General features: G+C 70.8%; 19 protein-coding genes and 1 other RNA gene. 5 read left to right on the top strand and 15 right to left on the bottom strand.

Going from position 1 to position 23947, the window contains the following annotated elements:
• Nucleotides 1-323: 323 nt before the first annotated feature.
• Nucleotides 324-2447 carry a carboxypeptidase regulatory-like domain-containing protein gene (locus OHA72_RS14800; RefSeq protein ID WP_327008394.1) on the top strand — a complete coding sequence of 708 codons (2124 nt, stop codon included), beginning with the start codon at nt 324-326 and terminating at the stop codon, nt 2445-2447.
• Between the two features lie 289 nt (nt 2448-2736).
• Here OHA72_RS14800 and ssrA read toward each other — a convergent pair.
• The 11 genes from ssrA to OHA72_RS14745 all read right to left on the bottom strand — a co-directional run bounded on the left by ssrA (nt 2737) and on the right by OHA72_RS14745 (nt 13970).
• Nucleotides 2737-3107: a transfer-messenger RNA gene (gene ssrA / locus OHA72_RS14795) on the bottom strand.
• 66 nt (nt 3108-3173) lie between these two features.
• On the bottom strand, nt 3174-3434 hold the full coding sequence (locus OHA72_RS14790; protein ID WP_327008393.1) for a cellulose binding domain-containing protein: 261 nt from the start codon (nt 3432-3434) through the stop codon (nt 3174-3176).
• Nucleotides 3431-4615 carry an SRPBCC family protein gene (locus tag OHA72_RS14785; protein ID WP_327008392.1) on the bottom strand — a complete coding sequence of 395 codons (1185 nt, stop codon included), beginning with the start codon at nt 4613-4615 and terminating at the stop codon, nt 3431-3433. The genes OHA72_RS14790 and OHA72_RS14785 overlap by 4 nt, the downstream gene beginning before the upstream one ends.
• A gap of 69 nt (nt 4616-4684) precedes the next feature.
• Nucleotides 4685-5164 carry an SsrA-binding protein SmpB gene (gene smpB, locus OHA72_RS14780; RefSeq protein WP_327008391.1) on the bottom strand — a complete coding sequence of 160 codons (480 nt, stop codon included), beginning with the start codon at nt 5162-5164 and terminating at the stop codon, nt 4685-4687.
• A 66-nt stretch (nt 5165-5230) separates the two neighbouring features.
• Nucleotides 5231-6526: a peptidoglycan DD-metalloendopeptidase family protein gene (locus OHA72_RS14775; protein ID WP_327008390.1), complete on the bottom strand. Its 1296-nt coding sequence runs from the start codon at nt 6524-6526 to the stop codon at nt 5231-5233.
• Between the two features lie 149 nt (nt 6527-6675).
• Nucleotides 6676-7551 (bottom strand): permease-like cell division protein FtsX, encoded by an 876-nt coding sequence (gene ftsX, locus OHA72_RS14770; protein ID WP_327008389.1) that lies wholly within the window; start codon nt 7549-7551, stop codon nt 6676-6678.
• A 71-nt stretch (nt 7552-7622) separates the two neighbouring features.
• Complete coding sequence (gene ftsE, locus OHA72_RS14765) at nt 7623-8303, bottom strand: cell division ATP-binding protein FtsE (RefSeq protein ID WP_033367409.1); 681 nt, start codon at nt 8301-8303, stop codon at nt 7623-7625.
• Nucleotides 8304-8528: 225 nt separating this feature from the next.
• Complete coding sequence (gene prfB, locus OHA72_RS14760; protein WP_327008388.1) at nt 8529-9644, bottom strand: peptide chain release factor 2; 1116 nt, start codon at nt 9642-9644, stop codon at nt 8529-8531.
• 67 nt (nt 9645-9711) lie between these two features.
• Nucleotides 9712-10227 carry a PadR family transcriptional regulator gene (locus OHA72_RS14755; protein ID WP_327008387.1) on the bottom strand — a complete coding sequence of 172 codons (516 nt, stop codon included), beginning with the start codon at nt 10225-10227 and terminating at the stop codon, nt 9712-9714.
• 341 nt (nt 10228-10568) lie between these two features.
• Nucleotides 10569-13052, bottom strand: a complete 2484-nt coding sequence (locus OHA72_RS14750) for a serine/threonine-protein kinase (protein ID WP_327008386.1) — start codon at nt 13050-13052, stop codon at nt 10569-10571.
• 96 nt (nt 13053-13148) lie between these two features.
• Nucleotides 13149-13970, bottom strand: a complete 822-nt coding sequence (locus OHA72_RS14745; RefSeq protein WP_327008385.1) for a tryptophan 2,3-dioxygenase — start codon at nt 13968-13970, stop codon at nt 13149-13151.
• Between the two features lie 26 nt (nt 13971-13996).
• On the opposite strand from OHA72_RS14745, the gene OHA72_RS14740 reads away from it, so the two are divergent.
• On the top strand, nt 13997-15598 hold the full coding sequence (locus OHA72_RS14740; protein ID WP_327008384.1) for a WYL domain-containing protein: 1602 nt from the start codon (nt 13997-13999) through the stop codon (nt 15596-15598).
• Nucleotides 15599-15609: 11 nt separating this feature from the next.
• Here the strand turns inward: OHA72_RS14740 and pruA are convergent, their stop codons facing one another.
• The gene (pruA, locus tag OHA72_RS14735; RefSeq protein WP_327008383.1) at nt 15610-17229 is read right to left on the bottom strand and encodes an L-glutamate gamma-semialdehyde dehydrogenase; all 1620 of its coding nucleotides are present in this window, start codon (nt 17227-17229) and stop codon (nt 15610-15612) included.
• Between the two features lie 107 nt (nt 17230-17336).
• On the opposite strand from pruA, the gene OHA72_RS14730 reads away from it, so the two are divergent.
• On the top strand, nt 17337-18188 hold the full coding sequence (locus tag OHA72_RS14730) for a hypothetical protein (protein ID WP_327008382.1): 852 nt from the start codon (nt 17337-17339) through the stop codon (nt 18186-18188).
• Here the strand turns inward: OHA72_RS14730 and OHA72_RS14725 are convergent.
• On the bottom strand, nt 18185-18691 hold the full coding sequence (locus OHA72_RS14725) for a DUF6912 family protein (protein ID WP_327008381.1): 507 nt from the start codon (nt 18689-18691) through the stop codon (nt 18185-18187). The two genes, OHA72_RS14730 and OHA72_RS14725, sit on opposite strands and share 4 nt — an antisense overlap.
• A 122-nt stretch (nt 18692-18813) precedes the next feature.
• On the opposite strand from OHA72_RS14725, the gene OHA72_RS14720 reads away from it, so the two are divergent.
• On the top strand, nt 18814-19053 hold the full coding sequence (locus OHA72_RS14720; RefSeq protein ID WP_327008380.1) for a helix-turn-helix domain-containing protein: 240 nt from the start codon (nt 18814-18816) through the stop codon (nt 19051-19053).
• A 146-nt stretch (nt 19054-19199) separates the two neighbouring features.
• A complete protein-coding gene (locus tag OHA72_RS14715; protein ID WP_327008379.1) occupies nt 19200-19823 on the top strand; it encodes an Rv3235 family protein in 624 nt (207 codons plus the stop codon).
• 479 nt (nt 19824-20302) lie between these two features.
• Here the strand turns inward: OHA72_RS14715 and OHA72_RS14710 are convergent, their stop codons facing one another.
• Together OHA72_RS14710 and secA are read right to left on the bottom strand one after the other, a co-directional pair.
• Entirely contained in the window at nt 20303-20476 is a 174-nt protein-coding gene (locus tag OHA72_RS14710; protein WP_327008378.1) for a hypothetical protein, read from the bottom strand.
• 481 nt (nt 20477-20957) lie between these two features.
• Entirely contained in the window at nt 20958-23861 is a 2904-nt protein-coding gene (gene secA / locus OHA72_RS14705) for a preprotein translocase subunit SecA (protein ID WP_327008377.1), read from the bottom strand.
• Between the last annotated feature and the right edge of the window lie 86 nt (nt 23862-23947).

Raw genomic sequence — 23947 nt, 5'->3', positions numbered from 1 at the left:
GGGTGCGGGGTGGCGCAGCCCCCCGCCTGGAGCAGCCGAAGGCTGCGCGGGGAATCCGGAACCTCCAACGGAGGACGGCCCCTGCGTCAGCAGGGCCGTCCGGTGGTGGAGCTGACGATGGCCTACTTGAACCCGCCGGAGTGACGTCAGCGGACGGCCGAAGCCATCGATCAAGACGCGGAAGACGAGCATGCCGCCGACGATGGTCCGTCCCCACCCGCCGGGCCACAGTAAGGCATGATCGACGGGCGTGATACTCGGCCGAGGGTGCCACTCTGCCCGACGCGGAGCTGTCCGAACCACCCATCCATTCAGGAGCGTACATGCGAAAGCATGCACTGCGCCGTGCCCTGCTCTACGCAGCGGTGACGGCAACCACGATCGCCGGCGCGGCGGTCTCCACCACGCCGGCGCACGCCGAGAACGGCACGAGTGTCATCACCGGGCACCTGGCCGACGCGAACGGCAACCCGGCCGCTGGAGCCGACGTCTGGGCGCAGACGTGGAGCATGAGTACCCCGGCGGCGACGACGACCGACGCGAACGGGGCGTACACGCTGCCGAACCTCCCCGCCGGGGAGTACCAGGTCAGCTATCGCGCCAGTGGCGGCAGCTTTACCCAGTGGGCTCATCAGAAGCTCACCTATGCGGATGGCGACGTCATCATCGTGGGCGCGGGAGCCACGGTGGTGGTGGACGACCAACTGCTGCCGACCGGGACGATCTCCGGCAGCCTGCTGAACCGGGACGGCACGCCGGCCTGGGCATACCTCACGGTCTTCGACAGCGCCGCGCAGAACTCCATCACCAGCGTCAGCGTGCCGTCCAGTGGCGCGTTCACGCTCGAACTGCCGGTGGGCTCGTACAAGTTCAACTACCGGGTCCGCAACGTGTTCGACCAGTGGTCGGGCGGGAAGACCTCCTACAAGACCGCGGTGCCCGTCGAGGTGATCGCCGGCCAGGCGGTGCAGGTCGTGGAGACGGTGCTGCCGACGGGTTCGGTCGGCGGGCAGCTGACCAATGCCGACGGTAGCCCGGCGGCGAACGTGGGAGTCACCGCCGACCAGCCGGACGGCAACGGCAGCCGGGGCTGGACGACCACCGGCGCCGACGGGCGGTATCGCATCGATGACCTACTGCTCGGCGAGTACGTCGTGGTGTTCGCCGGGCCTGCGGGGGTCGCGCAGTACGCGCACGGCAAGCTCGACAGCGCCGCGGCCGACCGGTTCACGGTGGCCGACGGCCAGCTGACCACGGTTGACGAGACGTTCCTGCCGACAGGCGCGATCCGGATCGTCGCGCACGACGCCACGACCGGCGAACCGCTGGAGAACTTCTGCGTATGGGCGACGAACACCGACAACGTCAGAGGCTGCGCCGCCGGTACCGAGTTGCTGATCACCGACCTCTTCGTCGGCACGTACACGCTCAACGTAAACATCGACGACCACCTCCACCTGACGGCGCCCTACACGCCGGTCACGGTCGCCGCCGGGCAGACCGCGACGATTGACGTGGCCATGCGCCAGGGCGCGTTGATCACCGCCACGATGGTCAGCCGCGCCGGCGGCGTCGCGGTCGATGGCTGCATCGGCGTGGCGAACATCGGCCAGCCCTACGGCTACGACCCGTACGGCTTCTGCTCGGACGAGAGGCCGGGCCCGACGCCGGGCTCAGTGGTGATCGGTCCGCTGGAGCCGGGCACGTACCAGCTGCTCGCCGACCCGCGCGGCGACGCGCTCGGCCTGCAGTGGGTCGGTGTGGCCGGCGGCACCGGCGACCGCGATGCCGCCCAGCGGTTCACGGTCGCGTCCGGCGACCGGATCGCCACGCCGACCATCCAGTTCGACCGGGCCGGCACGATCCGTGGCAAGGTGACCGACGTCAACACCGGCGCCCCGCTCGCAAGCGTCTGCGTCTCGGCCGTCGCGCTGTCAAACGGCTTCGCTCCCCAGGGCGGCTGCGGGTTCTCGACTGGCGCCGACGGCACGTACAGCATCCCGGGCGTCGGCCCGTACGCGTGGCCGGTGCAGTTCATCGGCCGCGGATACCAGTGGCGCTGGTCCGGCAACGCGGTGAACCGCTACGAGGCGACGATGGTGACGGTGCCGGCCGGCAAGAAGGCCGCCGCGAACATCAAATTACGGACCGGCGGCGGCACGCTCACCGGCACGGTCCACGACGCGACCGGCAACCCACGCAACGCGTTCGTGGTCGCGTACGACGCGCTGTCCGGCGAGGCGCTCCACTCCGGAGACAGCAACAATCAGTACAGCAACCCGCCCATGACATTCACGATCCCGAACATCGCGCCACAACAGATCAAGATCTTCTACCAGTTGCCCGACGGTCGCAGCGGCTGGCTCGGCGGTGCCGACCTCGCACACGCCCAGACGTACCAGATCCGAAACAACAGGACCCTGACCGTCGACGTCATCGTCCCGTAGCGACGACGGCCGGGGCCCGCCACGGCGGACCCCGGCCACAAACGCGCACTCAGCTCGACGGGCGATGACGACTGGCCGAGCCCGCCAGCACCTCGACAACGCGTTCGAGCAGTGCCAGCGAAATGCCGAGACCGTCCCGGCCGACGTTTCGCGATCGGTGAGCCCCGGAACGGTTTTGAGGGGGTGTGGGTGGAGCGAAGCTCCCCCACTGGGGAGCACCGGCGGAGCCGGTGCGCGGGGAACACGGAACCGCCAACGGCGGACGGCCCCTGCGTCAGCAGGGGCCGTCCGGTGGTGCCGGGAATCGAACCCGGGTCCTTCGTTGCTTTGCTAGGGCTTCTCCGAGCGCAGCTCGCTGTGTCTCTACTCGGCCCTACCGATCACGCGAGCAAGTCGGTATGACGGGTCCAGTCGCGATTGATCTCGCCGCACGGGCCCCGCGACGGGGCCTGATTGGCCAGCCTTCTAGCTGATGCCGGTGATCGGGTCGAAGGCGAACCCGGACCGACAGATCTCTACCCTTGCTTAGGCAGCGAGAGCGAGATCGGAGCGCTTGTAATTGGCGCTTATACTTTTCCGACGACTGATTCACGAGACAACGTCGGCTTCCTCGACTCGCTTCCCCTAGCGCGGCGCACAAAGTCGAAACCAGTCACCCCCGCGCGGGTGGTGTTGGCTTGCCGCTCCGTAGCGACTGATCTAGCGTACCCCGTTCCCACCAGCTTTTCATCCCGATACCTGGGCGCAGGGGCGCCCGTCGATGGTGCAGTCGAGCGGGGTGTTGCGCACGCCGAGGCCTTCGACCTCGAAGCGGAGGGTTGCGGAGCCGCCGGTGCGGATGGTGCGGGTGTTGTCCACGGGGGTGAAGATCACCTTGACGCCGGTGCGGGACATGACGGCGCCGTCGACGTTGCGGACGGTGAGGTCGAGCAGGGGCAGGACGACGACCACGGTCCAGTCGGCGCTCGGGGTGGTGGCGGGGTTCACGATGGTGACGGTGACCCGGTAGGACGTGAGGGTGAGGTCCTCGGTGCGGGTGCGGGCGGTGAGCTGCGGGCCGGTCGCGGCGGCGCTGGGCGCGGACGTGGCCGGTGCCGCGGGGGCCGCGCTGGCGGTTGCGGAGGTCGCCGAGACCACGGCGGCGCGCGGGGGCGCTCCGCGGGTGCGGCCGGGACGGTGGCCTGGGCGGGGCCTTCGACGCCGCCGCCGGTGCGCGGGGGCTTGGCCGGGTGCGGTGCGGTGGCCTTGCCGACGAGCAGCGCGATCATGGCCAGGAGCAGCAGGATGGCGGCCGCCGCCGCGACGGCCTGGCTGCGGCGGTCCGCGGACCAGTCCCGGGCCGTGGCGATGTGCCGCCAGCTTCGGCGTACCGACGCGGAACATGCGATCGCGGCGGCTCGGACCGCGGCGCCCAGCCGTCGCAGGGTGGCTCCGGGTCCGCGGCGGTGCGTGGGCCGGTGGACGGGAGCGTCGGCGGTCAAGGAGGTGCTCGAGAAGGTGCTCGAGGAGGGGGCGGTGCGGGCGGCCGGCACCGCGGCGACGCCGGTCGCCCTGGCGCCGAGGACCGCGGCGGCGAAGCCCGGCATGGTGGTCGTCGGGCGCGGCCCGGCGGTGGAGCGCACCTGGGAGCTGAGGCCCGGCGCGGAGCGGCTCGGCGAGTTGAGCTGGCGCGGCAGCCGGTTGAACGGGCCGCCGTCGTTGCGCCGCACGGTCGCCGGCGGGTCGGTGATCGTCGGCGCGACGGGCGGCGGGTCCGCGGCGGCCTGGCGGGCGAGCGTCGCGGCCATCGGGCCCTCGAACAGCTGCTGGTACGTGCTGCGCAGCACCCTTCGCCGCATCGTGCCCTGCGGGCCCAGAAACCCGCTCTGGGTGAGCGTGAGCCGGGTGCCGCCGGGGCGCTCGTCGAGGGTGAGGGCGACGACGGTGTGCAGGTTCTCCCCGGACCAGCGCATCACCATGCGGTGCGGCGCCTCGGTGGTGACGATCTCGCCCTCGATCGGGTCCTCGAGCCCGGCCAGGGTGCCCGCCTGGAACGTGAACGTGCCGTCGTCGCGGACCATGAACCGGGTGGTGGGCAGCCAGTCGGTGACGAGGTGCGCCTCGGTGAGCGCACGCCACACCGAGGGGGGTGGGTGCTCGAGGTCGACATCGACCCGAATCTCGGTCACGCACGGACTATAGGGCTTCTACGCATTGCTCGCTTGCCTGTCGAGCATTGCTCAGCCGACCGGGACGATTTACTCGGTTCTGCCCTTGTTCCTGCTGCCCATGACGCGAGAGATCTCCCGCTCGGCGTCACGTTTCGCCAGTGACTGGCGCTTGTCGTAGGACTTCTTGCCTCGGGCGAGGCCGATCTCGACCTTGGCCCAACCGTCGGAGAAATAGACCGAAAGCGGCACCAGGGTGAGGCCGCTCTCGCGGACCTTGGTGCCGATGCGGTCGATCTCCTGGCGCTTCAGCAGCAACTTCCGGACGCGACGCGGAGGGTGGTTGGTCCAGGTGCCCATCGTGTACTCGGGAATGTGCATCGCATGGAGATACACCTCCCGGTCGGAGATCTGGCCGAAGGCGTCGACGAGCGAGCACCGGCCGGCCCGCAGCGACTTGACCTCGGTGCCCGTCAGCGCGATGCCGGCCTCGAGCGACTCGAGAATCTCGTAGTCGTGGCGCGCCTTACGGTTGGACGCGACGACCTTGCGTCCCTTTTCGCGCGGCATCGACCCTCCAGAAATCTTGACAGGAGTATCAGCGTATCGCGCTGGACAAGGCTGTTTTGTACAGCGTCAGCACAGGCAGCCGGGCAGCCAGGTCAGGGGCTGGATGGGGCTGCCGTTGAGCCTGACCTCGAAATGCAGGTGGTTGCCGGTCGAGGCGCCGGTGGTGCCGACCCGGCCGATGAGCTCGCCGCGGCGGACGGTCTGGCCGACATGGACCAGGATCTGGGACTGGTGCCCGTAGCAGGTGGCCAGGCCCTTGCCCTGGTAGATGCCGTGGGAGATGCAGGTGTAGTTGCCGTTGCCGCCCGCCCAGCCGGCCCGGACCACCTTGCCGTCGGCGGCGGCGACGATCGGCTGCCCGCCACCCGCGGCGACGTCGATGCCGGCGTGCAGCTGGTACACCTTGTACACCGGGTCGAAGCGCATGCCGTAGTTGCTGGACTTCCAGCCGTGCACCGGCATCAGGAAGAACGCGCCACTGGAAGGCGGGACGGCGGTGGTGAGCTGCGTGCCGCTGGCGGCGGGCCGGCCGGCCGCCTTGGCCGCCTTCGCCGCCCTCGCGGCCTCCGCCGCCGCCTCGGCCCGTAGCTCCGCGCCGATCCGGTCGCTGTCGACCTTGAGCTGCCGGTAGCGGGCGAGGACGGCGGTGCGTTCCGAGCTCGCCACCGCCTCGGCCTGGGCGCTCTTGTCGATCAGGGTCTTCACGTCGGCGGCGGCCTGTTCGGCGCCGGCCTGCGCGGCCATGCTGTCCTGCAGCGCCTGGCGGGTCTGCTCGGCGGCCCGGCGGGCCTTGTCGCGGGCCAGCTCGGCGACGTCGGATCGCTGCTTGGCCGACATCCTGGCGACCGTCAGCTCGTCGAGGGCCCGCCGGCTCTCGGCGGCGACCCGGTCGAGGTACGAGATGCGCAGGGCGAGGTCGTTGGGCGAGCGGGACTCGAGGATCGAGTTGAACATCGCGAAGCCGCTGCCCTTGTACGTGGCGGCGACGAACACGGACACGTCCGCGCGGCCCTGCTCGACCTGGGCCTTGGCGCCGTCGTACTCGGCGTCGGCGGCGCCGACCACGGCGTCGGCGGCGTCCCGCTCGCGCTGGGCCTGCCGGGCGGCCACCTCCGCGGCGATGACGCGCCCCTTGGCGTCCTCGAGGGCGACCTGCGCGCCGGGCAGCGCGGCGGTCGCCGCGGCGTGGTCGGCGGCGGCCTGCTGGGCCCGGTCGGTGGCGGCCTCCAGGGTCGCCTGGGTCTCCTGGAGCTGGCGGTCGACACGTGCCTTGTCGTCGCGGGCGTCGGCGTGCCCTGCTGTGCCGCTGCCGAGCAGCACGACGACGGCGCCGATGGCGCAGACGATCCCGATCCGGTTCACATAACCCTCCAGTACCACTTGAGGGTTACCGTACGCAGCGAAAGACCCATAAGTCCGGAATTTTGGCGAAATGCACCTATCGTGGTGCACTTCGGATATACGGAAGGGGTGGACCGTTTCCGGTCCACCCCTTCTCACGTCCGTACAGGTCAGACGCGCACGTAGAACCTCAGCGTGACCCAGGCGGTGATCGCGCTGACCAGGCCCCCGGCGCCGCAGAGGACCGGCAGCATCAGCCAGATGCTGCCCCAGTCGATCGGCAGCAGCACGTTGGCCAGGGCTTTCAGCGAGCCGTCGATGAAGAAGAACTTCGCCGCGACCAACCCCCCGAAGGCCAGCAGCGCGCCGAGCAGACCGGCAAAGACCGCCTCCAGGACGAAGGGCAGCTGGATGAACCAGTTCGATGCGCCGACGAGCTTCATGACCGCGACCTCACGGCGCTTGCTGTAGGCCGCCACCTGGATGGTGTTGGCCACCAGAAGCAACGCCGCGGCGCCCTGGATGATGGCGACGGTCAACGCGAGGGTCTGCAACGCGCCCAGGAGCTCGAACACCTTCTTCAGCAGCTCCTGCTGGTCGACGACGTCGCTGACGCCCGGCTGGGTGCCGAACTCCGCGGTGAGGTCCTTGACCTTGGTCGGGTCCTTCAACTTCACCCGGTACGACTCCGGCAGCGACTCCTTCTTCGTCGCCTTCACCAGGTCGGGCGCGTCGCGGAACTGCGTCTGGAACCGTTCCCAGGCCTGGTCCTGGCTCTCGTACGTCACCTCCTTGACCAGCGGGCTGCCCTCAAGACCGCTCTTGAGTGCGCTGCGCTGCTCCTCGGTGACGTCGGACTTCAGGAAGATGGAGACCTCTACACGCTGGTAGAAGAAATCCTCCATCTTGTTGACCTGGAAGAACAACAGCAGGCTCGCGCCCAGCATGGTCAGCGACACGGTCATCGTGATGATCATCGCGATGGTCATGGTGACGTTTCGCCACAGCCCGGTCAGGACTTCGGACAGGACATACTTCAAGCGCATCGGGTGGGGTTCCTTCCCAGCGGACCCGGCAAAGTCAGATGTGGGCTGCTACTGCGATCCTCGTGGGATCGTCAGCCGTAGACACCACGCGGCTGGTCCCGAACGATCCGGCCGCTCTCGATCTCGACGACCCGCCGGCGCATCTGGTTCACGATGTTGGAGTCGTGCGTGACCATGACGACCGTGGTCCCGGTCCGGTTGATCCGGTCGAGCAGACGCATGATCTCGATCGACGTGTCCGGGTCCAGGTTTCCGGTCGGCTCGTCGGCGAGGAGGATCAGCGGCCGGTTGACGAACGCGCGGGCCACGGCGACACGCTGCTGCTCACCACCCGACAGCTCGTGGGGGTAGCGGTGCTCCTTGCCGCCCAGACCGACGAGCTCGAGCACCTCGGGGACGACGCGGCGGGCGACGCCCTTCGACTTGCCGATCACTTCGAGGGCGAAGGCGACGTTCTCATAGGCGGTGCGGTTGGGCAGGAGGCGGAAGTCCTGGAACACGCAGCCGATCTGCCGGCGGAACGCCGGGATGCGCCACGAGCGCATCGAGGTCACGTCGCGCTCGTTGACGACGACCTTGCCCTTGTTGGGCGTGACCTCATGCAGCAGCAGCTTGATGATCGTGGACTTGCCTGAGCCGGAAGGTCCGATGAAGAAGACGAACTCGCCCTTCTCGATGTTGACGGAAACATCGTCGAGTGAGGGGCGGGACGCCTTCGGATACGTCTTCGTCACGTGGTCAAGCCGAATCACGGGACGTGAGTCTACGCGGTGTGACATCCACGCCAAGTACACGAAGTGCGTCGAGTGCCGTTTGCCCTAAATGCGAACCCGAAGAGCTGACCTCAACCGCAGGGCAGCGCTCGATTTCAGCCTTCAGTGTGACGTACGCCTCACTTGTGCGCTTGATCGCTCCGTCACCCAAGGTGATCGGCGCATTCCAATGCGATGATCATGCCTCGGGAGTGGCCGGACGGGCTACGCGGGGTTGAGTTCGCGCTGCTTCCGCCACCGGATGCCGGCATCGATGAAGCCGTCGAGGTCGCCGTCGAAGACCGCGGACGGGTTGCCCGTCTCGTGCTCCGTGCGGAGGTCCTTCACCATCTGGTACGGGTGCAGCACGTAGGAGCGCATCTGATCGCCCCAGGAGCCCTGCACGTCGCCGCGGAGCTCGTTCATGGTCGCCTTCTCCTCGGCCCGCTTCACGGCGAGGAGCTTGGCCTTCAGCACGCTCATGGCGGTCGCCTTGTTCTGGATCTGCGAACGCTCGTTCTGACAGGAGACGACGATGCCGGTCGGCAGGTGGGTCAGGCGCACCGCGGAGTCGGTCGTGTTGACGCCCTGGCCGCCGGGGCCGCTCGATCGGTACACGTCGACGCGCAGCTCGTCGTCGGGGATCTCGACCTCGTCGGTCTGCTCGACCACCGGCACGACCTCCAGGGCGGCGAACGACGTCTGCCGGCGCCCCTGGTTGTCGAACGGGCTGATCCGCACGAGGCGGTGCGTGCCCGACTCGACCGACAGCGTCCCGTACGCATACGGGGCCTTCACCGCGAACGTGGCCGACTTGATCCCGGCCTCCTCCGCGTAGGAGGTGTCGTAGACGTCGGTGTCGTAGCCGTGGCGCTCAGCCCACCGCAGATACATCCGCAGGAGCATGTCGGCGAAGTCCGCCGCGTCGACGCCGCCGGCGCCCGCGCGGATCGTGACGAGCGCCTCACGGGCGTCATACTCGCCCGAGAGCAGAGTGCGGACCTCGAGCTCCTCGATCGACTTGGTCAGCGCGGCGATCTCGTCGGTGACCTCGTTGAGCGAGCCGGCGTCGTCCTCGGCCTGGGAGAGCTCCAGGAGCACCACGGCGTCGTCGAGCTTCGCCCGCAGCCGCTCCAGCTTGCCGATCTCGCCCTGCACCCAGGACAGTCGCGAGGTCACCTTCTGCGCGGCCACCTGGTCGTCCCACAGGTTGGGCACGGCCGCCGCCTCTTCGAGCTCGGCCTTCTCCTTCCGGAGGCGGCCGAGGTCGATGACGGCCTCGATGTTGCGCAGGATGCCATCAAGGTGCTTGAGCGATTCGGCGTGGTCGAGAGCGGTCACCCTCAAAGACTACGCCGAACCGGCAGACGCATCCGGCGGTGGATGTCCGACAGGCCACCGGACGCGACTATTTGCTCGGCGCGCCCTTGAGCCAGGCGAGCGCCGCCTTGTGATAGCCGACCGCGAACTCCAGCGACGCGGCGTAGAACTCGTCACCGGACTTCTTCGCCTCTTTGGCCATTTCCCTGGCCTCGGTCAGCGCCGCATTGTGGTATTCGGACGCCTGCGCATAGACCTGCTGCAGTTGCGCGCCGGACTGCTGCACGCCGAAGGCGACACGCAATGCGACGGGATTGCGCAGCGCCTCACGACCGGCGGGCTCCGACAGCCAGCGCGTGAATGCCCGCTTCCCGGCCGGCGTGATCGCATACGGCTGGCTCGAACGCGCGCCGGGCTTGCCGAGCTTGACGTAACCGGCGGCCGCGAGCGCGGGAAGCTCGCGATAGACCTGGCTGCGCGTCATCGACCAGTAGGCCCCGAGGCGTCGCTGCGCGGCGGCCATGAGCTGCCCACCGGTCATCGGCCCCTCGTGCAGCAGACCGAGCAGGGCCGCCGCCGTCGCGTTGACTCCAGATTCCGCCATGAACCTACGCTGTCATCTTTCTCCGGCTCAGTCCAGGATTTCGACAAATCCACTGTCGACTGTCGCGACGCGACTGTCGAGTTAGGACGGAAACTTCGGCGGCGACGGAAAGGAGGGCATGGTCGGGAACGGCGGCAGGGGATCACCGATCCCCGGCAGCGTCCGGGTCGGCGACGGCACCGTCGACGGACGCTTCGTGGGCGTTTTCCCGCTGTCTCCCGGCGCGGTGGAACTGTCCACTGAAGGCTCCCCGGAAGGCTCCGCGGAAGGCTGAACGGAAGGCGACGCGCCGCCGGACGGCGCGTTCGACGCGCCGGACTCACCCGCGGGCGTGGTCGAACTCACCTGCGAGGGCCGCCGGCCGTCGCCGTCGAACGCGCCGGAGAGCAGGACCCCGCCGATGCCGAGCAGGATGAGCAGCAGCACCGCCCCGCCGATACCGGCGAGGACCCGGCGGTCCGACCGGCGCTCACCCGCGGCCGGAGCGCCCGCGGACAGGCCGGCCACACCGTCACCGGGACGCTCGGCGGGCCCGTCGGAGGCGTTCCGCAGCCAGGGCAGCACGTCCGGCGCGGCGGGCTCGGCAGGAGCCTCCGCGGAGGACGACATGATCTCGGTCGGCGGCTCGGCGGCGGCCTGCGCGTCCCACGGGTCCTCCGGCCCGTCGGCCCGGGCATCGAGTGGGGCGTTGAACGGGGTGTCGAGGGGACGGGCGGGGGCGTTCGCCGGGTCGGGCACCACGGGCCAGGCCGCGTGTACGACGACGTCGGTGGACCGCTCCTCCACGGCACCGGGAACGGCACCGGCCGCAGGGTGCGCGTCGCCGCCCGGGCCGGCGCCGGCCGGCACGGTGCCGGGCACGGCGGGGGCTCGGTCCGCTGGAGGGGCACGCCGGGCGTGAGCACCGCGGTGAACGCATCCGCCGCGGGTGCGCCGTTCGCCTCCGCGACCGTGGCGCCGGCCTCGGCCTGCTCCGGCGTGTCGCCACCCCACAGCGGCACGTCGGTCACCAGCGCGGGCCCGTCGACCTCGTCGACCGGACCGGCCTCCTCGTCGACCGCCTCCGGACCGCCGGCCTCGTGACCGCCGACCTCCGACGTGGCAGCCTCCCGAGCGGCAGCGTCCGCGACGACATGATCCGGAACGACGGCACCGTCCGGAACGACGGCAGCTTCCTGGGCGCCGGCGACGGCGTCGCTGGACGCCGACGCCGCGAGCGCCTGGTTCAGTGCCGCCAGCGCACCCCCGGACGCGCTGTCCCCCGTCTTGGCGAGCGGGACGGCAGCGACCGCCGCGACGGCCTCCGTCGGCGGCTCCTCAGCGACCGGCTCGTCGACCCCAGCCGGCTCCTGCGCAGCGGTCGATCCGATGACCTCCGTCGGCAGCTCCGCGACGCTCGGCTCCTCGGCGGCCTCCGCCGGCTCCTGCGCAGCGGTCGATCCGATGACCTCCGTCGGCAGCTCCGCGACGCTCGGCTCCTCGGCGGCCTCCGCCGGCTCCGCGGCCGAAGCCGGCCCGATGACCTGCGTCGGCGGCTCCGCGGCGGCGGGCGCGATGACGTCCGTCGGCGGCTCCGTACCCGCCGCCGCGACGACCTCCGTCGCCTCCTCCGCAGGAACGACCGGCGGCACGATGATCTCCGCCGGCGGTCCCGCGGCGGCGGTCAACGGCACGATGATCTCCGTCGGCGGCTCCACGTCCACGGCGTCGAAGCCGTTCGGCGCGGTCGGCAGGTCCGCGACGTCCCGGCGGACCGACGCCGCGAACGCGCCCAGCCCCTGCGCCTGGGTGGGCAGCTCGGCAAGCGGCAGGCCGTTGGGCTCGGTCGGCAGGTCCTTGATCGGCACGGCCATCATCAGGGCCGCCGACGCCGCGGCCGGCGAGGTCGGGGCGGTCGGCAGCGGCACCCAGTCGACCCGGCGGACCGGGGCCGACACGGGGGCGGTCTGCTCGGCCGAGCGGACCCAGAAGGTGACCGCCTCGGCGGGGAGGCGGGGCAGCGGCTCGAAGCCGTCCAGGGCGCCCTCCGCGACCCGCAGCCGGCCCATGATCGAGGCGGCCGCCGGGCGCATGCGGGGGTCGAGCTCCATGCACGCCTCGATGATCGGCCAGAGCGCGGCCGGCATCCCGGGCGGCGGGACGGGCACGCAGTCGGCGTGCCGGCGCAGGACGTCGTTCGGGGAGCCGCCGCGGTACGGGCTGCGGCCACAGATCAGTTCGAAGAGCACGACGCCGAGTGCGTACACGTCGGAGGCGGGGCTGGGCAGCCCACCGGCGACGACCTCGGGCGCCACGTATTCGGGGGTGGCATGCGTCGGGCCGGCCGGCTGGTCGAGGCGGCGGGCGACGCCGAAGTCGGCGAGGCGCACCGGGCCGCCGTCCAGCGGGACGAGCAGGTTGCCGGGCTTGACGTCGCCGTGCACGATGCCGGCGGCGTGCACGTATGCGAGGGCGTCGGCGACCTGCGCGACCACCTCGGCGGCGACGGCGGGCGGCAGCGGCCCCTCGGAGCGCAGCCGGCGGCGCAGGTCGGGGCCGGCGATCAGCTCCATGGCGATGGCGAGCAGGCCCTTGCCGGTGATCAGGTTGTGGACCCTGATCACCGACGGGTGGTCCAGGCCGGCGAGCAGCTCGGCCTCGCCGAGGAACCCGTCGACCAGCTCGGGCACCTCGGCCGCCTCGGGCCGCATGACCTTGACCGCGACCCACTGACCGGTCTGCTCGTCGTATGACCGCCAGACCGCGCCGATGGCGCCACGGGCGACCTCGGTCTCCAGCCGGTACCGGTTGCCGAGCACAGTCTTCGCGCCGGTCGTCGTCTTCATCGCGGACCCCTCCCCATCACCTGAGACGGTAGGCCCGCGTCGATGCCCGGTGACGGACCGGGTGGATCGGTTGGCACAAAGAAGGGAGTAGCGCGGCTACATATGCGAGCGCAGCTCCCACAGCTCCGGATAGAAGCGCAGCTCGACCCGCGAGCGCAGGTAGGCGCCGCCGGCGCTGCCGCCGGTGCCGGCCTTGGTGCCGATCTGGCGTTCGGCCATGAGGACGTGCCGGGCGCGCCACAGCGACCAGGCCTGGTCGTGGGCGACGAGCGTCTCGGCGAGGTCCCAGAACCGGCCGTGGTGCTCCCGGTCGCGGGAGATCGTGAGCAGCGACGCGATGCGGTCCTCATGGGTCGCCACGGCGAACCCGGCCTTCTCCAGCGACATGAGGAACGCCTCCCACACGCTGGGCTCGTCGAGGCGGCGCGTCAGCCGCGCCTGCTCGGCGTCGGACAGGCCGCGGAAGCGCTGCAGGTACGTCGGATCCTTCAGCCCGGAGAGGAACTCGATCTCGCGGAACTGCGCCGACTGGAACCCCGACGCCGGGGACAGCTTGTTGCGGAAGCGCAGGAAGTCCTGCGGGGTCATCGTGTCGATCACGTCGACCTGCCCGACCAGCACGCGCTGGATGGCCAGGCAGCGCTCCAGGCGCACGCGGGGCAGGTAGGTCTCCCCCGTGAGGAGCCGGTCCCTGGCGTCGGTGAGCTCGTGGAGGATGAGCTTGAACCACAGCTCGTACACCTGGTGGATGGTGATGAAGAGGAGTTCGTCGTGCGCGGCCGGGTCGGACTCGGGGACCTGCGCGTCGAGCAGACCGGACAGTTGCAGGTAGTCACCGTAGGTGAGCCGCCCGCCCTGCTCCCCGAAGTGCGCGTCCTGCCAGTTGCCGGCGGCGTTGCCGGGCGATGGGTTGGTCACCACCCAAACCTATAAGGTCACGAGTCGTGACGAGAGTTGCACTGGTCGGCTGGCTGGGTCGTTTGGCACCGGACGAGTTGGGCGCCGTGCTGCGCCGCCGTCCCGACGCGCTCGGCGCGCCGCCGCCGGAGGACCTGGTGCAGCTGGCCGCGAGGCTGACCGCCAGGACCGGGATCGACGAGGTGGTCGCGCGGCTGCCGCTGCCGGCCGTGCAGGTCCTCGAGGCGCTGTCCGGGCCCGGCCCGGTGCCGCTGCCCGACCTCGCGGACCGGCTCGGGGTCGCCGTGGACGACCCGGCGCTGGACGCGACCCTGCAGGTGCTGCTCCAGCGGGCCCTCGTCTGGCCGTCGCAGGACGAGGGCGCGCTGTTCTCAGCGGCGTACCTGCCTGCCGCTCCGGCATCCCCGGAGGAGCCCTTCCAGCCGGCGCCGCCCGCGCCGGCGCTGCGCCCCGCCGACCGGTCCGCGGTGCGCGACGCGGCGGTCCGCGCGGCGACGCTGCTGCTCGAGCGGCTCCCGGTGCTGCTCGACGCGGCGGCCGCACGCCCGCTGGGCCGGCAGCGCTCCGGCGGGGTCGCGGTGCGCGAGCAGCGCCGGCTCGCGCTCGCGTCGGGGCTGGACGAGCCCACGGTGGCGCTACTGGCCGACCTGGCGGTCGCGGCGCGGCTGCTGGGGCCGGACGGGGTGCGCTTCGTGCCGACCCTCGCCTATGACGACTGGGCCGAGCGGGCACCCGCGGACCGGCTCGCCAGGCTGCTGAAGGAGTGGTGGGCGGGCGCGCCGCTGCGGCAGGTCGTGGTCCGGGCGATGCACGAGCTGCCACCGGACACCGCGGTGGCGGACGTGTCGTCGTTGGCGCCGCTCGTACGGTGGACCGCGCCGCTGCAGACGCGCGAGCCGGAGGACCTGGCGGCGGCGGTGGCCGGGGTCGTGGCCGAGGCGACGTTGCTCGGCGTGTGCGCGGCGGGCGCCCTCAGCCCCATCGGGCGGGCCCTCGCCGACGGGCGGGGCGTGTCCGACGTCGCCCAGCGGCTGCTACCGGCGGCACCCGCGGCCGATGCGCTGCACGTGCGCGGGGTCGGCAGCGTCATCGTCAGCGACGACACCGCCCTGCTGGATGAGCTCGTCGCCGCCGACGCCCTCGCGCCGCTGAAGCTGCGCCGGATCGCGCCGACCGTCGCCGGGTCCGCGCTGTCCCCTGTGGACACCCTGGCCGCGTTGCGGTCCGCGGGGTACCGGCCCGCCCGCGACGCCGGCCCGGGGCCCGTCCGGTTGCACCGTGCCAGGGTCGATCACGTGCGGCGGCCGCCGGCCCGCTCCACAGTGGACCCGGGCGAGCTGGCGCAGCGGCTGCTCGTACCGCAGCAGCGCCGGGCGGACCCCCTGGACGTGATCCGGCAGAAGGCCCCGCAGCTGCGCCCGGAACAGGCCCAGCTCCTGGCCACCGCGGTCGAGGACGGCTCACCGGTGTGGATCCGGTACGTCGATGCCAACGGCCGTGCCTCGGAACGGGTGATCGACAACGCACAGCTGTCCGGCGGCAACATCGACGCGTGGTGCCGGCTGCGCCGCGACGACCGGGCCTTCACCCTGGACAAGATCGTCGCGGTCGCACCGGTGCGCGTCTAGCGGCCCTGCGGTCAGCCCATGTGCGGGTAGCGGTGGTCGGTCGGCGGCACGAACGTCTCCTTGATCGTGCGCGGCGACGTCCAGCGCAGCAGGTTGTGCCAGGAGCCGGCCTTGTCGTTGGTGCCGGAGGCGCGCCCGCCGCCGAACGGCTGCTGCCCGACGACCGCGCCGGTCGGCTTGTCGTTGACGTAGAAGTTGCCGGCGGCGAAGCGCAGCGCGTGCGACGCCCGCTCGATCGCCTGCCGGTCGGTGGCGAAGATCGACCCGGTGAGCGCGTACGGCGCGACCGACTCCGCCTGCGTCACCACGGCGTCGTAGTCGGCGTCGGCGTAGACGTGCACGCCGAGGATCGGGCCGAAGTATTCGGTGGTGAACACCTCGTGCGCGGGGTCGGTGGACTCCACGACGGTCGGGCGCACGAAGAAGCCCTCGCTGTCGTCCGTGGTGCCGCCGGCGACGACGGTGCACGAGGGAGCGTTCTTGATCCGGTCGAGCGCCTGGGCGTGCCGGTCGAACGCCCGCCGGTCGATCACCGCGCCGCCGAAGTTGCTGAAGTCGGTGACGTCGCCGTAGGTGAGCCCTTCGGCCGTCTCGACGAGGTTGTCCTTGATCTTCGCCCAGATGCTGGCGGGGACGTAGGCGCGGGAGGCCGCGGAGCACTTCTGGCCCTGGTATTCGAACGCGCCGCGGATCAGCGCCGTGGTCAGCGCCGCCGGGTCCGCCGACGGGTGGGCGATCACGAAGTCCTTGCCGCCGGTCTCACCGACGATGCGCGGGTAGGAGCGGAACTCCCGCTCCGCGACGATCCGGTTCAGGGTGCGGAACACCGCGGTCGAGCCGGTGAAGTGGATGCCGGCCAGGTCGCGGTCGGCCAGGGCGACCTCGGAGGTAGCGAGGCCGTCGCCGGTGACCAGGTTGATCACGCCGGCCGGCAGGCCCGCGGCCTCGAACAGCCGCATGGTGAAGTGCGCCGACAGCTGCTGCGTCGGCGACGGCTTCCACACCACGGTGTTGCCCATCAGCGCCGGCGCCGACGGCAGGTTGCCCGCGATCGCGGTGAAGTTGAACGGGGTGATCGCGTAGACGAACCCCTCCAGGGGCCGGTGGTCGAACCGGTTCCACACCCCCGCCGACGACTTCGGCTGCTCGGCCAGGATCTGCTGGGCGAAGTGCACGTTGAACCGCAGGAAGTCGATCAGCTCGCAGGCCGCGTCGATCTCCGCCTGGATCGCGGTCTTGCTCTGCCCCAGCATCGTCGCGGCGTTGAGCGTGTCCCGCCACGGCCCCGCGAGGAGGTCTGCGGCGCGCAGGAACACCGCGGCCCGCTCGCTGAACGGCAGGTCCCGCCAGCCCGGCGCGGCCCGCTTCGCCGCCTCGACCGCCTTCGCGGCGTCACCGGTCGTGGCGTTGTGCGTGACGCCGAGCACATGCCGGTGCCTGTGCGGCTGCACGACGTCGATCGGCTCGCCGGACGCCATCCGCTCCTTGCCGTCGATCGTCATCGTCAGCTCGAAGCGCTCACCGGCCAGCTCGGCCAATCTGCGCTGCAGGCTCTCCCGCTCCGCCGACCCGGGCGCGTAGCCGCGGACCGGCTCGTTGATCGGGTCGGGCACGGCGAACAGGCCATCCATCACAGAACTCCCAGATCTCTACTCGGCAACGTTGACGAGGCTTCCTCTCATCTTCCCACGCTCCCCTGAACGGTCCTTCGGGTCGCTCCCGCGTACGCTCCTTGCTCGTGAGTACCGCTACGTCCGAGGTGTCCACTTCTCGTCGGCCGATCACGGTGGTCGTCGTCGCGCTCACGCTGCTCGCGCTGACGCTCTGGTCGACCTACAGCGTCATCGCCAACGCGGCGAGTGAGTTCCTCATCACCACCCTCGCCGCCCTGGTGCTGCCCAGCGTGCTGCTCGCGACAATCCTGGCCGGCGGCGCCGCCGGGGTCCTCGCCGTCGGCCTGCTGCCGTGGCGCCGGCTGCTCGCGGGCTCCGCCGGCGGCCTGGCCGTCGGACTGCTGGCCATGGCGGGGATGCTGGTGGCCTACCACAAGGGCCCCGCGGTGCCCTATGTCGCCGCCGTCGTCGCCGTCACCGGCGCGCTCGGCGGGGCGGCCGCAGCGTTGCGCCCCTTGGCCGCGGTCACGGCCGGGATCGCGGGCGGGGTCGCCGCGACCGCGCTCGGCCTGGTCGTCGCGTACTTCCAGAACGACCTCGTCGACCTCTTCGGCAACCAGGAGACCGTCGGCACGATGGCCGAGGCGGCGTCCCGCCTGCAGCTGACCACGTCGGTCGTCAGCGGCGTCCTGGCCGGTGTCGTCGCCTTCGCCTATCTGCGCCGCACGGGTCTCGCACTGCCGTGGCCCGTGTACCCCGCAGCCGGCGCGGCCGCGGGTGCCCTGACCCTCGTGGCGACGCTCCTGGGCTGGCTGGGCCGGCTCCCGCTGACCGAGATCGTCGAGGACTACAGCGAGTTCGACGCCCAGATCATCTACAGCCGCCTGCCGGAGCAGATCAACCACGGCATGATCGTGCTCTTCGCCGGTGCGTTCGTCGCCATGATCCTCGTCGGGCGGACCATGCGCCGCTCCTAGGGGATCAGGTGGTCCAGCTCGGACGGGTCGTACCACTCCAGCTCGTGATCCTCGGCGCCGTCGACGGTGAACTGCGCGTCCGGGTCGCCGGCGGCGGCCTCCTCCACCACGTCCGCGGCGGCCGACACCTCCGCCTCGGCGTCGCTGCCGTCGACGTGGATCGCGGCGACCGCCCGCAACGGCACCTTTCCCGCCACCTCGACCTGGCTCGAGCCGAGGTCCAGCCCGGCCATCTTCAGCGACTTCTCCGGCAGGTCCACGCACAGCACCACCCGTCGGCGGGGCGCCTTCGGGTCATGGCGAAGCAGCCGCAGCGCGCTCTGCGCCGCCCGCGTGAACGCGACGTATTCGAGCTCCTCCTCGTCGCCTTCCGCATACCACTCCCGCAGCGCGGGCGTGACGGCGTGCGCCTCGCCCGGCGGGGGCAGCTCGCCGCTCTCCCGCAGGACGGCCAGCTGGGCCAGGGTCGCGGGCAGGTACACACGAATGAGGTCACTCGTCACGACACCTGTCCTACACCCTCCGCCGTGTTTTTGGCTCCGCTTTCGGGGTGTGTCACGATCTGCGTTTCCTTCGCGGGGGCCGTCGCAACCTGTCGGGGGCGAACGGTGGCAAACTGAGCCTCATGGAGCCGCGATTCCTGCTCATGGCCGACGTCGCCGAGCAGTTGAACGTGTCGACCTCGCAGGTCTACCACATGGTCCGCAGCGGCGAGCTGCCCGCGATCAAGGTCGGCGGCCGGGGTCAGTGGCGCATCGAGCGGTCCAAGCTCGAGGAGTACATCGAGCGCAAGTACGCCGAGACCGCCGAGTGGGTCCGCACCAACCCGCTCGTCGAGCGCACCGACGACGACTCGTTCGCGTAAAGCTCCAAGTCCCTTTTTTCTGTATTTTTCATGCCTTTGCGATCTAGTTGATCTTGCGTTTGCTTATGTTTGCCTTGACCTGCGTGTGGGAGGGTCTTAGAACAGAGGAGGCAAACGCAAGCAAACGCAAGGATCGGGAGGCAGTCATGGCGCCCACCACGACTCCGGCTCGCCCACGCCGCGCCCGCACCCGGGGACCGGCCACCCCGGGTCTTCCCGGCGCCGCCGTGATGGTGCGCCCCGCGCCGGCGCTCGACCCGCCGTGCGAGGAGACCCTGGTGCGGCGACCGGCCCAGCCGGCCGGCGGCATGGACTTCCTGCCCGGCGACTGGCTGGCGTTCCCCGCACCGGCACGGCCCGCGTCCTCCCGCCCCGCCCGCCCGATCCCCCTGGCCGGCGACCCTGCCCTGCCGCCCCCGCACGCCGCCGCCCAGCGCTTCGTCGGCATGTGCGTCGAGATCCTCAACGGCTACCGCCCGGCCGCCCACCTGCGCCAAATCACCCACCCGAAGCACTGCACCGCCGTCACCGACCAGCTGACCCGCCGCACGGTCCGCGTCCGCATGCCCCCGTCCCACGCCGCCCGCCAGGGCCACCTGGTCCGCGTCCGCCGCATGCTCATCAGCGAGCCGCTGCCCGGCGTCGCCGAGCTCGTCGCCGTCCTCGAGCAGGGCCCCGCCGTCTGGGCGATGGCCGTCCGCCTGGAGCGCCCCGCCCGACCGACCCCAGGCCTGTCCACCTGGCTGTGCACGCTGGTCCAGGTGGTCTGAAGCTCCGGTGCGCTCACCGAGGGAGGGCGGCGGGCGCACCGGTCCACACCTCCCCATCCCCCGAGCCACCGTCCCGACACGGGGCAGGACGACGGCTCGCCACCATCCAGCCCTGTCGTTCCCGGCTGGCCAACTGACAGCGGGGACCCCCACCGGCCAACCTCGCGGGGCCGACGGGTCCCCGCTGCTCAGCGGCCCCGGCGACACGGTTGTTCGAGACCCCCGGTGCGCCCTCTGGAGGGGCGGCGGGCGTACCGGGCTTCCACCCCGATCCTGGCTCGGCCTCGGCACCCGCCAGCTCCGAGGCCAACCAGGAGCGACGCCCCCGGGCCGCACTTCGATCGGCCCACCGCACCGCAACACCCGGCCTCCATCACACTCCGGTGATCGGGGAACTTCGCCGGCGCCCAGCCCCGTGAAGCCTGTTGTCTGCCACTCGAATTCCATGATCACGGAACGGGTATGCGCCGTTTGGGCGCTCAACCCTTTTCGATCTTGCCGCCATGATCGAAGTCGCCCGGTGGCCATCCCTGCAGCCAGTCCGCGACTTCGATCAGCCGCAAGATCCGCTCCTGGAGCAGGGAAGCCCACAAAGAGCCCAAACCGATATCGGCAGACGGGCGCGCACCATCGCAGCGCACGAGCCCAGCCACGGTGTGCACTTCAAGGCGCGATCACGAACGCAAGGCGAATGCCGCCACTGCCCCCGGCTCGTAACCGCCAGGAAGATGCGGCTGTCCGAACGACCACAGGCGTGACAGCTCACGCACTCCGCAACGTCCCGAATCCCGGACCACGTCTTTGATCATGCCGCGTCGATCCAAGGCGTCCCGCGGTCGTCCAGACAACCATCACACGACTTCGATCACGGCAACTCCGCGCACAGACCCCGGACGACGACACGCAGTGGAAACCCGCTACGACCCGGCCAACCCGTGGCCGGGCTGATCGAAGGCGTCCCGCGGTCGTCCCCAAGCAACCCTCACACGACTTCGATTACGGCTGCGGCGGGCGTGGGGCGATGGGTGGCGGTGTATGCCGGGAGCACGCGCCAGGAACCGCGGCGGGCAGGGGTGAAACGCCGGACGCCCACGCTCAGAGCGACCTGAGGGTGGGCGTCCGGGGTGGATCGGGTCATGCGCCGCCGGGGGCGCCGTGGCAGCGCTTGTACTTCTTGCCGGAGCCGCAGGGGCAGGGGGCGTTGCGGGACGGGCCGTTGCTCGCGACCGCCTGGCCCGGGGACGGCTTGCGGGCGGCCGACGGGGCGGCCGGGCCCGAGCGGCGCACGCCGGCGCCCGGGGACGGCGGGGTCGCGCCGCGGGTGCCGCCGCCGAGGCCGAGGGCGGGGGCCTCGTCCTGCTGCTCGATGACGACACCTGCCTCGCCGTCGATCGTCGGGGCGGAGTACTGCAGGGCGCGGGGCATCCGGTTGCCGCCGAGGCCCTTGGCGCGGATCTCGACGTGCGGCTCGGGCAGCGGGACGCTGGCGCCCGTCTCGGCGGCGGAGGCGACGTCCAGCTGCGGCGCGGGGGCCTCCTCGACCTGGACCTCCAGGTTGAAGAGGAAGCCGACGGCCTCTTCCTTGATGCCTTCCTGCATCTGCTGGAACATGTCGAAGCCTTCGCGCTGATACTCGACCACCGGGTCGCGTTGCGCGTAGGCCCGCAGCGTGATGCCTTCCTGCAGGTAGTCCATCTCGTAGAGGTGCTCGCGCCACTTGCGGTCGATCACGTTGAGCAGGACCTGGCGCTCCAGCTCGCGGACGGCCTCGGCGCCGAGCTCCTCCTCGCGGCGGTCGTAGGCGGCGTGGGCGTCGTCGATGAGCTGGTTCTTGAGGAACTCGGGGTCCAGGGAACCGCCGGCCTCCTCCTCCAGGTCCTCGATGGTGACGCCGACCGGGTAGAGCTGCTTGAGGTTGGTCCACAGCTGCTCGAGGTCCCAGTCCTCGGCGGTCTCGCCGAGGGAGGTGGCCGCCATGACGTAGTCGCCGACGGTGCCGTCGATCATGTTGCGGACCTGCTCGCTGAGGTCCTCGCCGTCCAGGACGCGCTTGCGCTCGGCGTAGATGACCTTGCGCTGCTTGTTGAGGACCTCGTCGTACTTGAGGACGTTCTTGCGGATCTCGGCGTTCTGGGCCTCGATCTGGGTCTGGGCGCTCTTGATCTGGCGGGTGACCATCTTGGACTCGATGGGCACGTCCTCCGGGATGTTGAAGCGGTCCATGACCGCCTCGACGGCGCTGGCCCGGAAGCGGCGCATCAGCTCGTCCTGCAGCGACAGGTAGAAGCGGGACTCGCCCGGGTCGCCCTGACGGCCGGAGCGGCCGCGGAGCTGGTTGTCGATGCGTCGGGACTCGTGCCGCTCGGTGCCCAGGACGTAGAGACCGCCGGCGTCGGTGACCTCGTCTGACTCGTCCTCGACGAGCTTCTCCCAGCGGGGCAGCGCGTCCTCGAAGGCGGCCGCATACTCGTCCGGGCTCTCGTCCTCGGTGATGCCCCGCTGGCGCAGCTCGGCGGCGGCGAGGTATTCGGCGTTGCCGCCGAGGAGGATGTCGGTGCCACGGCCGGCCATGTTGGTGGCGACGGTGACGGCGCCGCGGCGGCCGGCCTGCGCGATGATCTCGGCCTCTTTGGCGTGGAACTTCGCGTTGAGGACCGCGTGGGCGACGCCGCGCTTGCGCAGCAGCTGCGAGAGCAGCTCGGACTTCTCCACCGAGACGGTGCCGACGAGGATCGGCTGGCCGAGGGCGTGCCGCTCGACGATGTCGTCGACGACGGCGTTGTACTTCGCCTTCTCCGACTTGTAGATCACGTCGGGGTGGTCGACCCGGACCATGGAGCGGTGCGTCGGGATGCTGATGACGCCGACGCCGTAGACCTTGTTGAACTCGGCGGCCTCGGTCTGCGCGGTGCCCGTCATGCCCGACAGCTTCGAATACAGGCGGAAGAAGTTCTGCAGGGTGATCGAGGCGAGGGTCTGGTTCTCCTGCTTGATCTCGACGCCCTCTTTGGCCTCGATGGCCTGGTGCATGCCCTCGTTGTAGCGGCGGCCGTGCAGGATGCGGCCGGTGAACTCGTCGACGATGAGGACCTCGCCGTCGTTGACGACGTAGTCCTTGTCGCGCTTGTAGAGCTCCTTGGCCTTGATGGCGTTGTTCAGGTAACCGACGAGCGGGGTGTTGACCGACTCGTAGAGATTGTCGATGCCGAGCTGGTCCTCGACCTTGCCGACGCCGCGCTCGGTGACGGAGATGGTGCGCTTGGACTCGTCGACCTCGTAGTCGCCCTCGCCGTCCTTGCCGCGCTTCATGCGGCCGACCACGCGGGAGAACTCCTGATACCACCGCGCGGACTGCTCGGCGGGGCCGGCGATGATCAGCGGGGTGCGGGCCTCGTCGATGAGGATCGAGTCGACCTCGTCGACGATCGCGAAGTTGTGGCCCCGCTGCACGAGCTCGTCGCGCGACCACGCCATGTTGTCGCGCAGGTAGTCGAAGCCGAACTCGTTGTTGGTCCCGTACGTGATGTCGCAGTCATACGCGGTGCGGTGCGCCGAGGACGGCTGGTTGGGCAGCACGGTGCCGACGGTGAGGCCGAGGAACCGGTGCACGCGGCCCATCCACTCGGCGTCGCGCTGGGCGAGGTAGTCGTTGGTGGTGATGACGTGCACGCCCTTGCCCGAGAGCGCGTTGAGATAGGCGGGGAGCACGCAGGTGAGCGTCTTGCCCTCACCGGTCTTCATCTCGGCGATGTTGCCGTAGTGCAGGGCGGCGCCGCCCATGACCTGCACGTCGTAGTGGCGCTGCCCGAGCACCCGCGAGGCGGCCTCGCGGGCGACCGCGAACGCCTCGGGCAGGATGTCGTCCAGCGTCTGACCGTCGGCGAGCCGCTCCTTGAACTGGTTCGTCATGTCGGCCAGCTCTTCGTCGGACAGGTCGGCGTACTCCTCCTCCAGCGAGTTGACGGCTTCAGCGACAGCCTTCAACCTGCGCACCTGGCGACCTTCGCCGGCGCGGAGGATCTTCTCGAAAATCGACACGGGTCAGCGCTCCCTCAAACGTCTGCGACCCATCGTAGGCGGCTTCCCGCCGGAACTGCCGCCCCCGCCCTCCCGCTCTACGGACA

Origin of the sequence: Dactylosporangium sp. NBC_01737 (genome assembly GCF_035963215.1) — a bacterium.
Taxonomy (GTDB): domain Bacteria; phylum Actinomycetota; class Actinomycetes; order Mycobacteriales; family Micromonosporaceae; genus Dactylosporangium.
The sequence above is the reverse complement of the archived record's forward strand: the minus strand, read 5'-3'. Positions and strand labels throughout refer to the sequence as shown.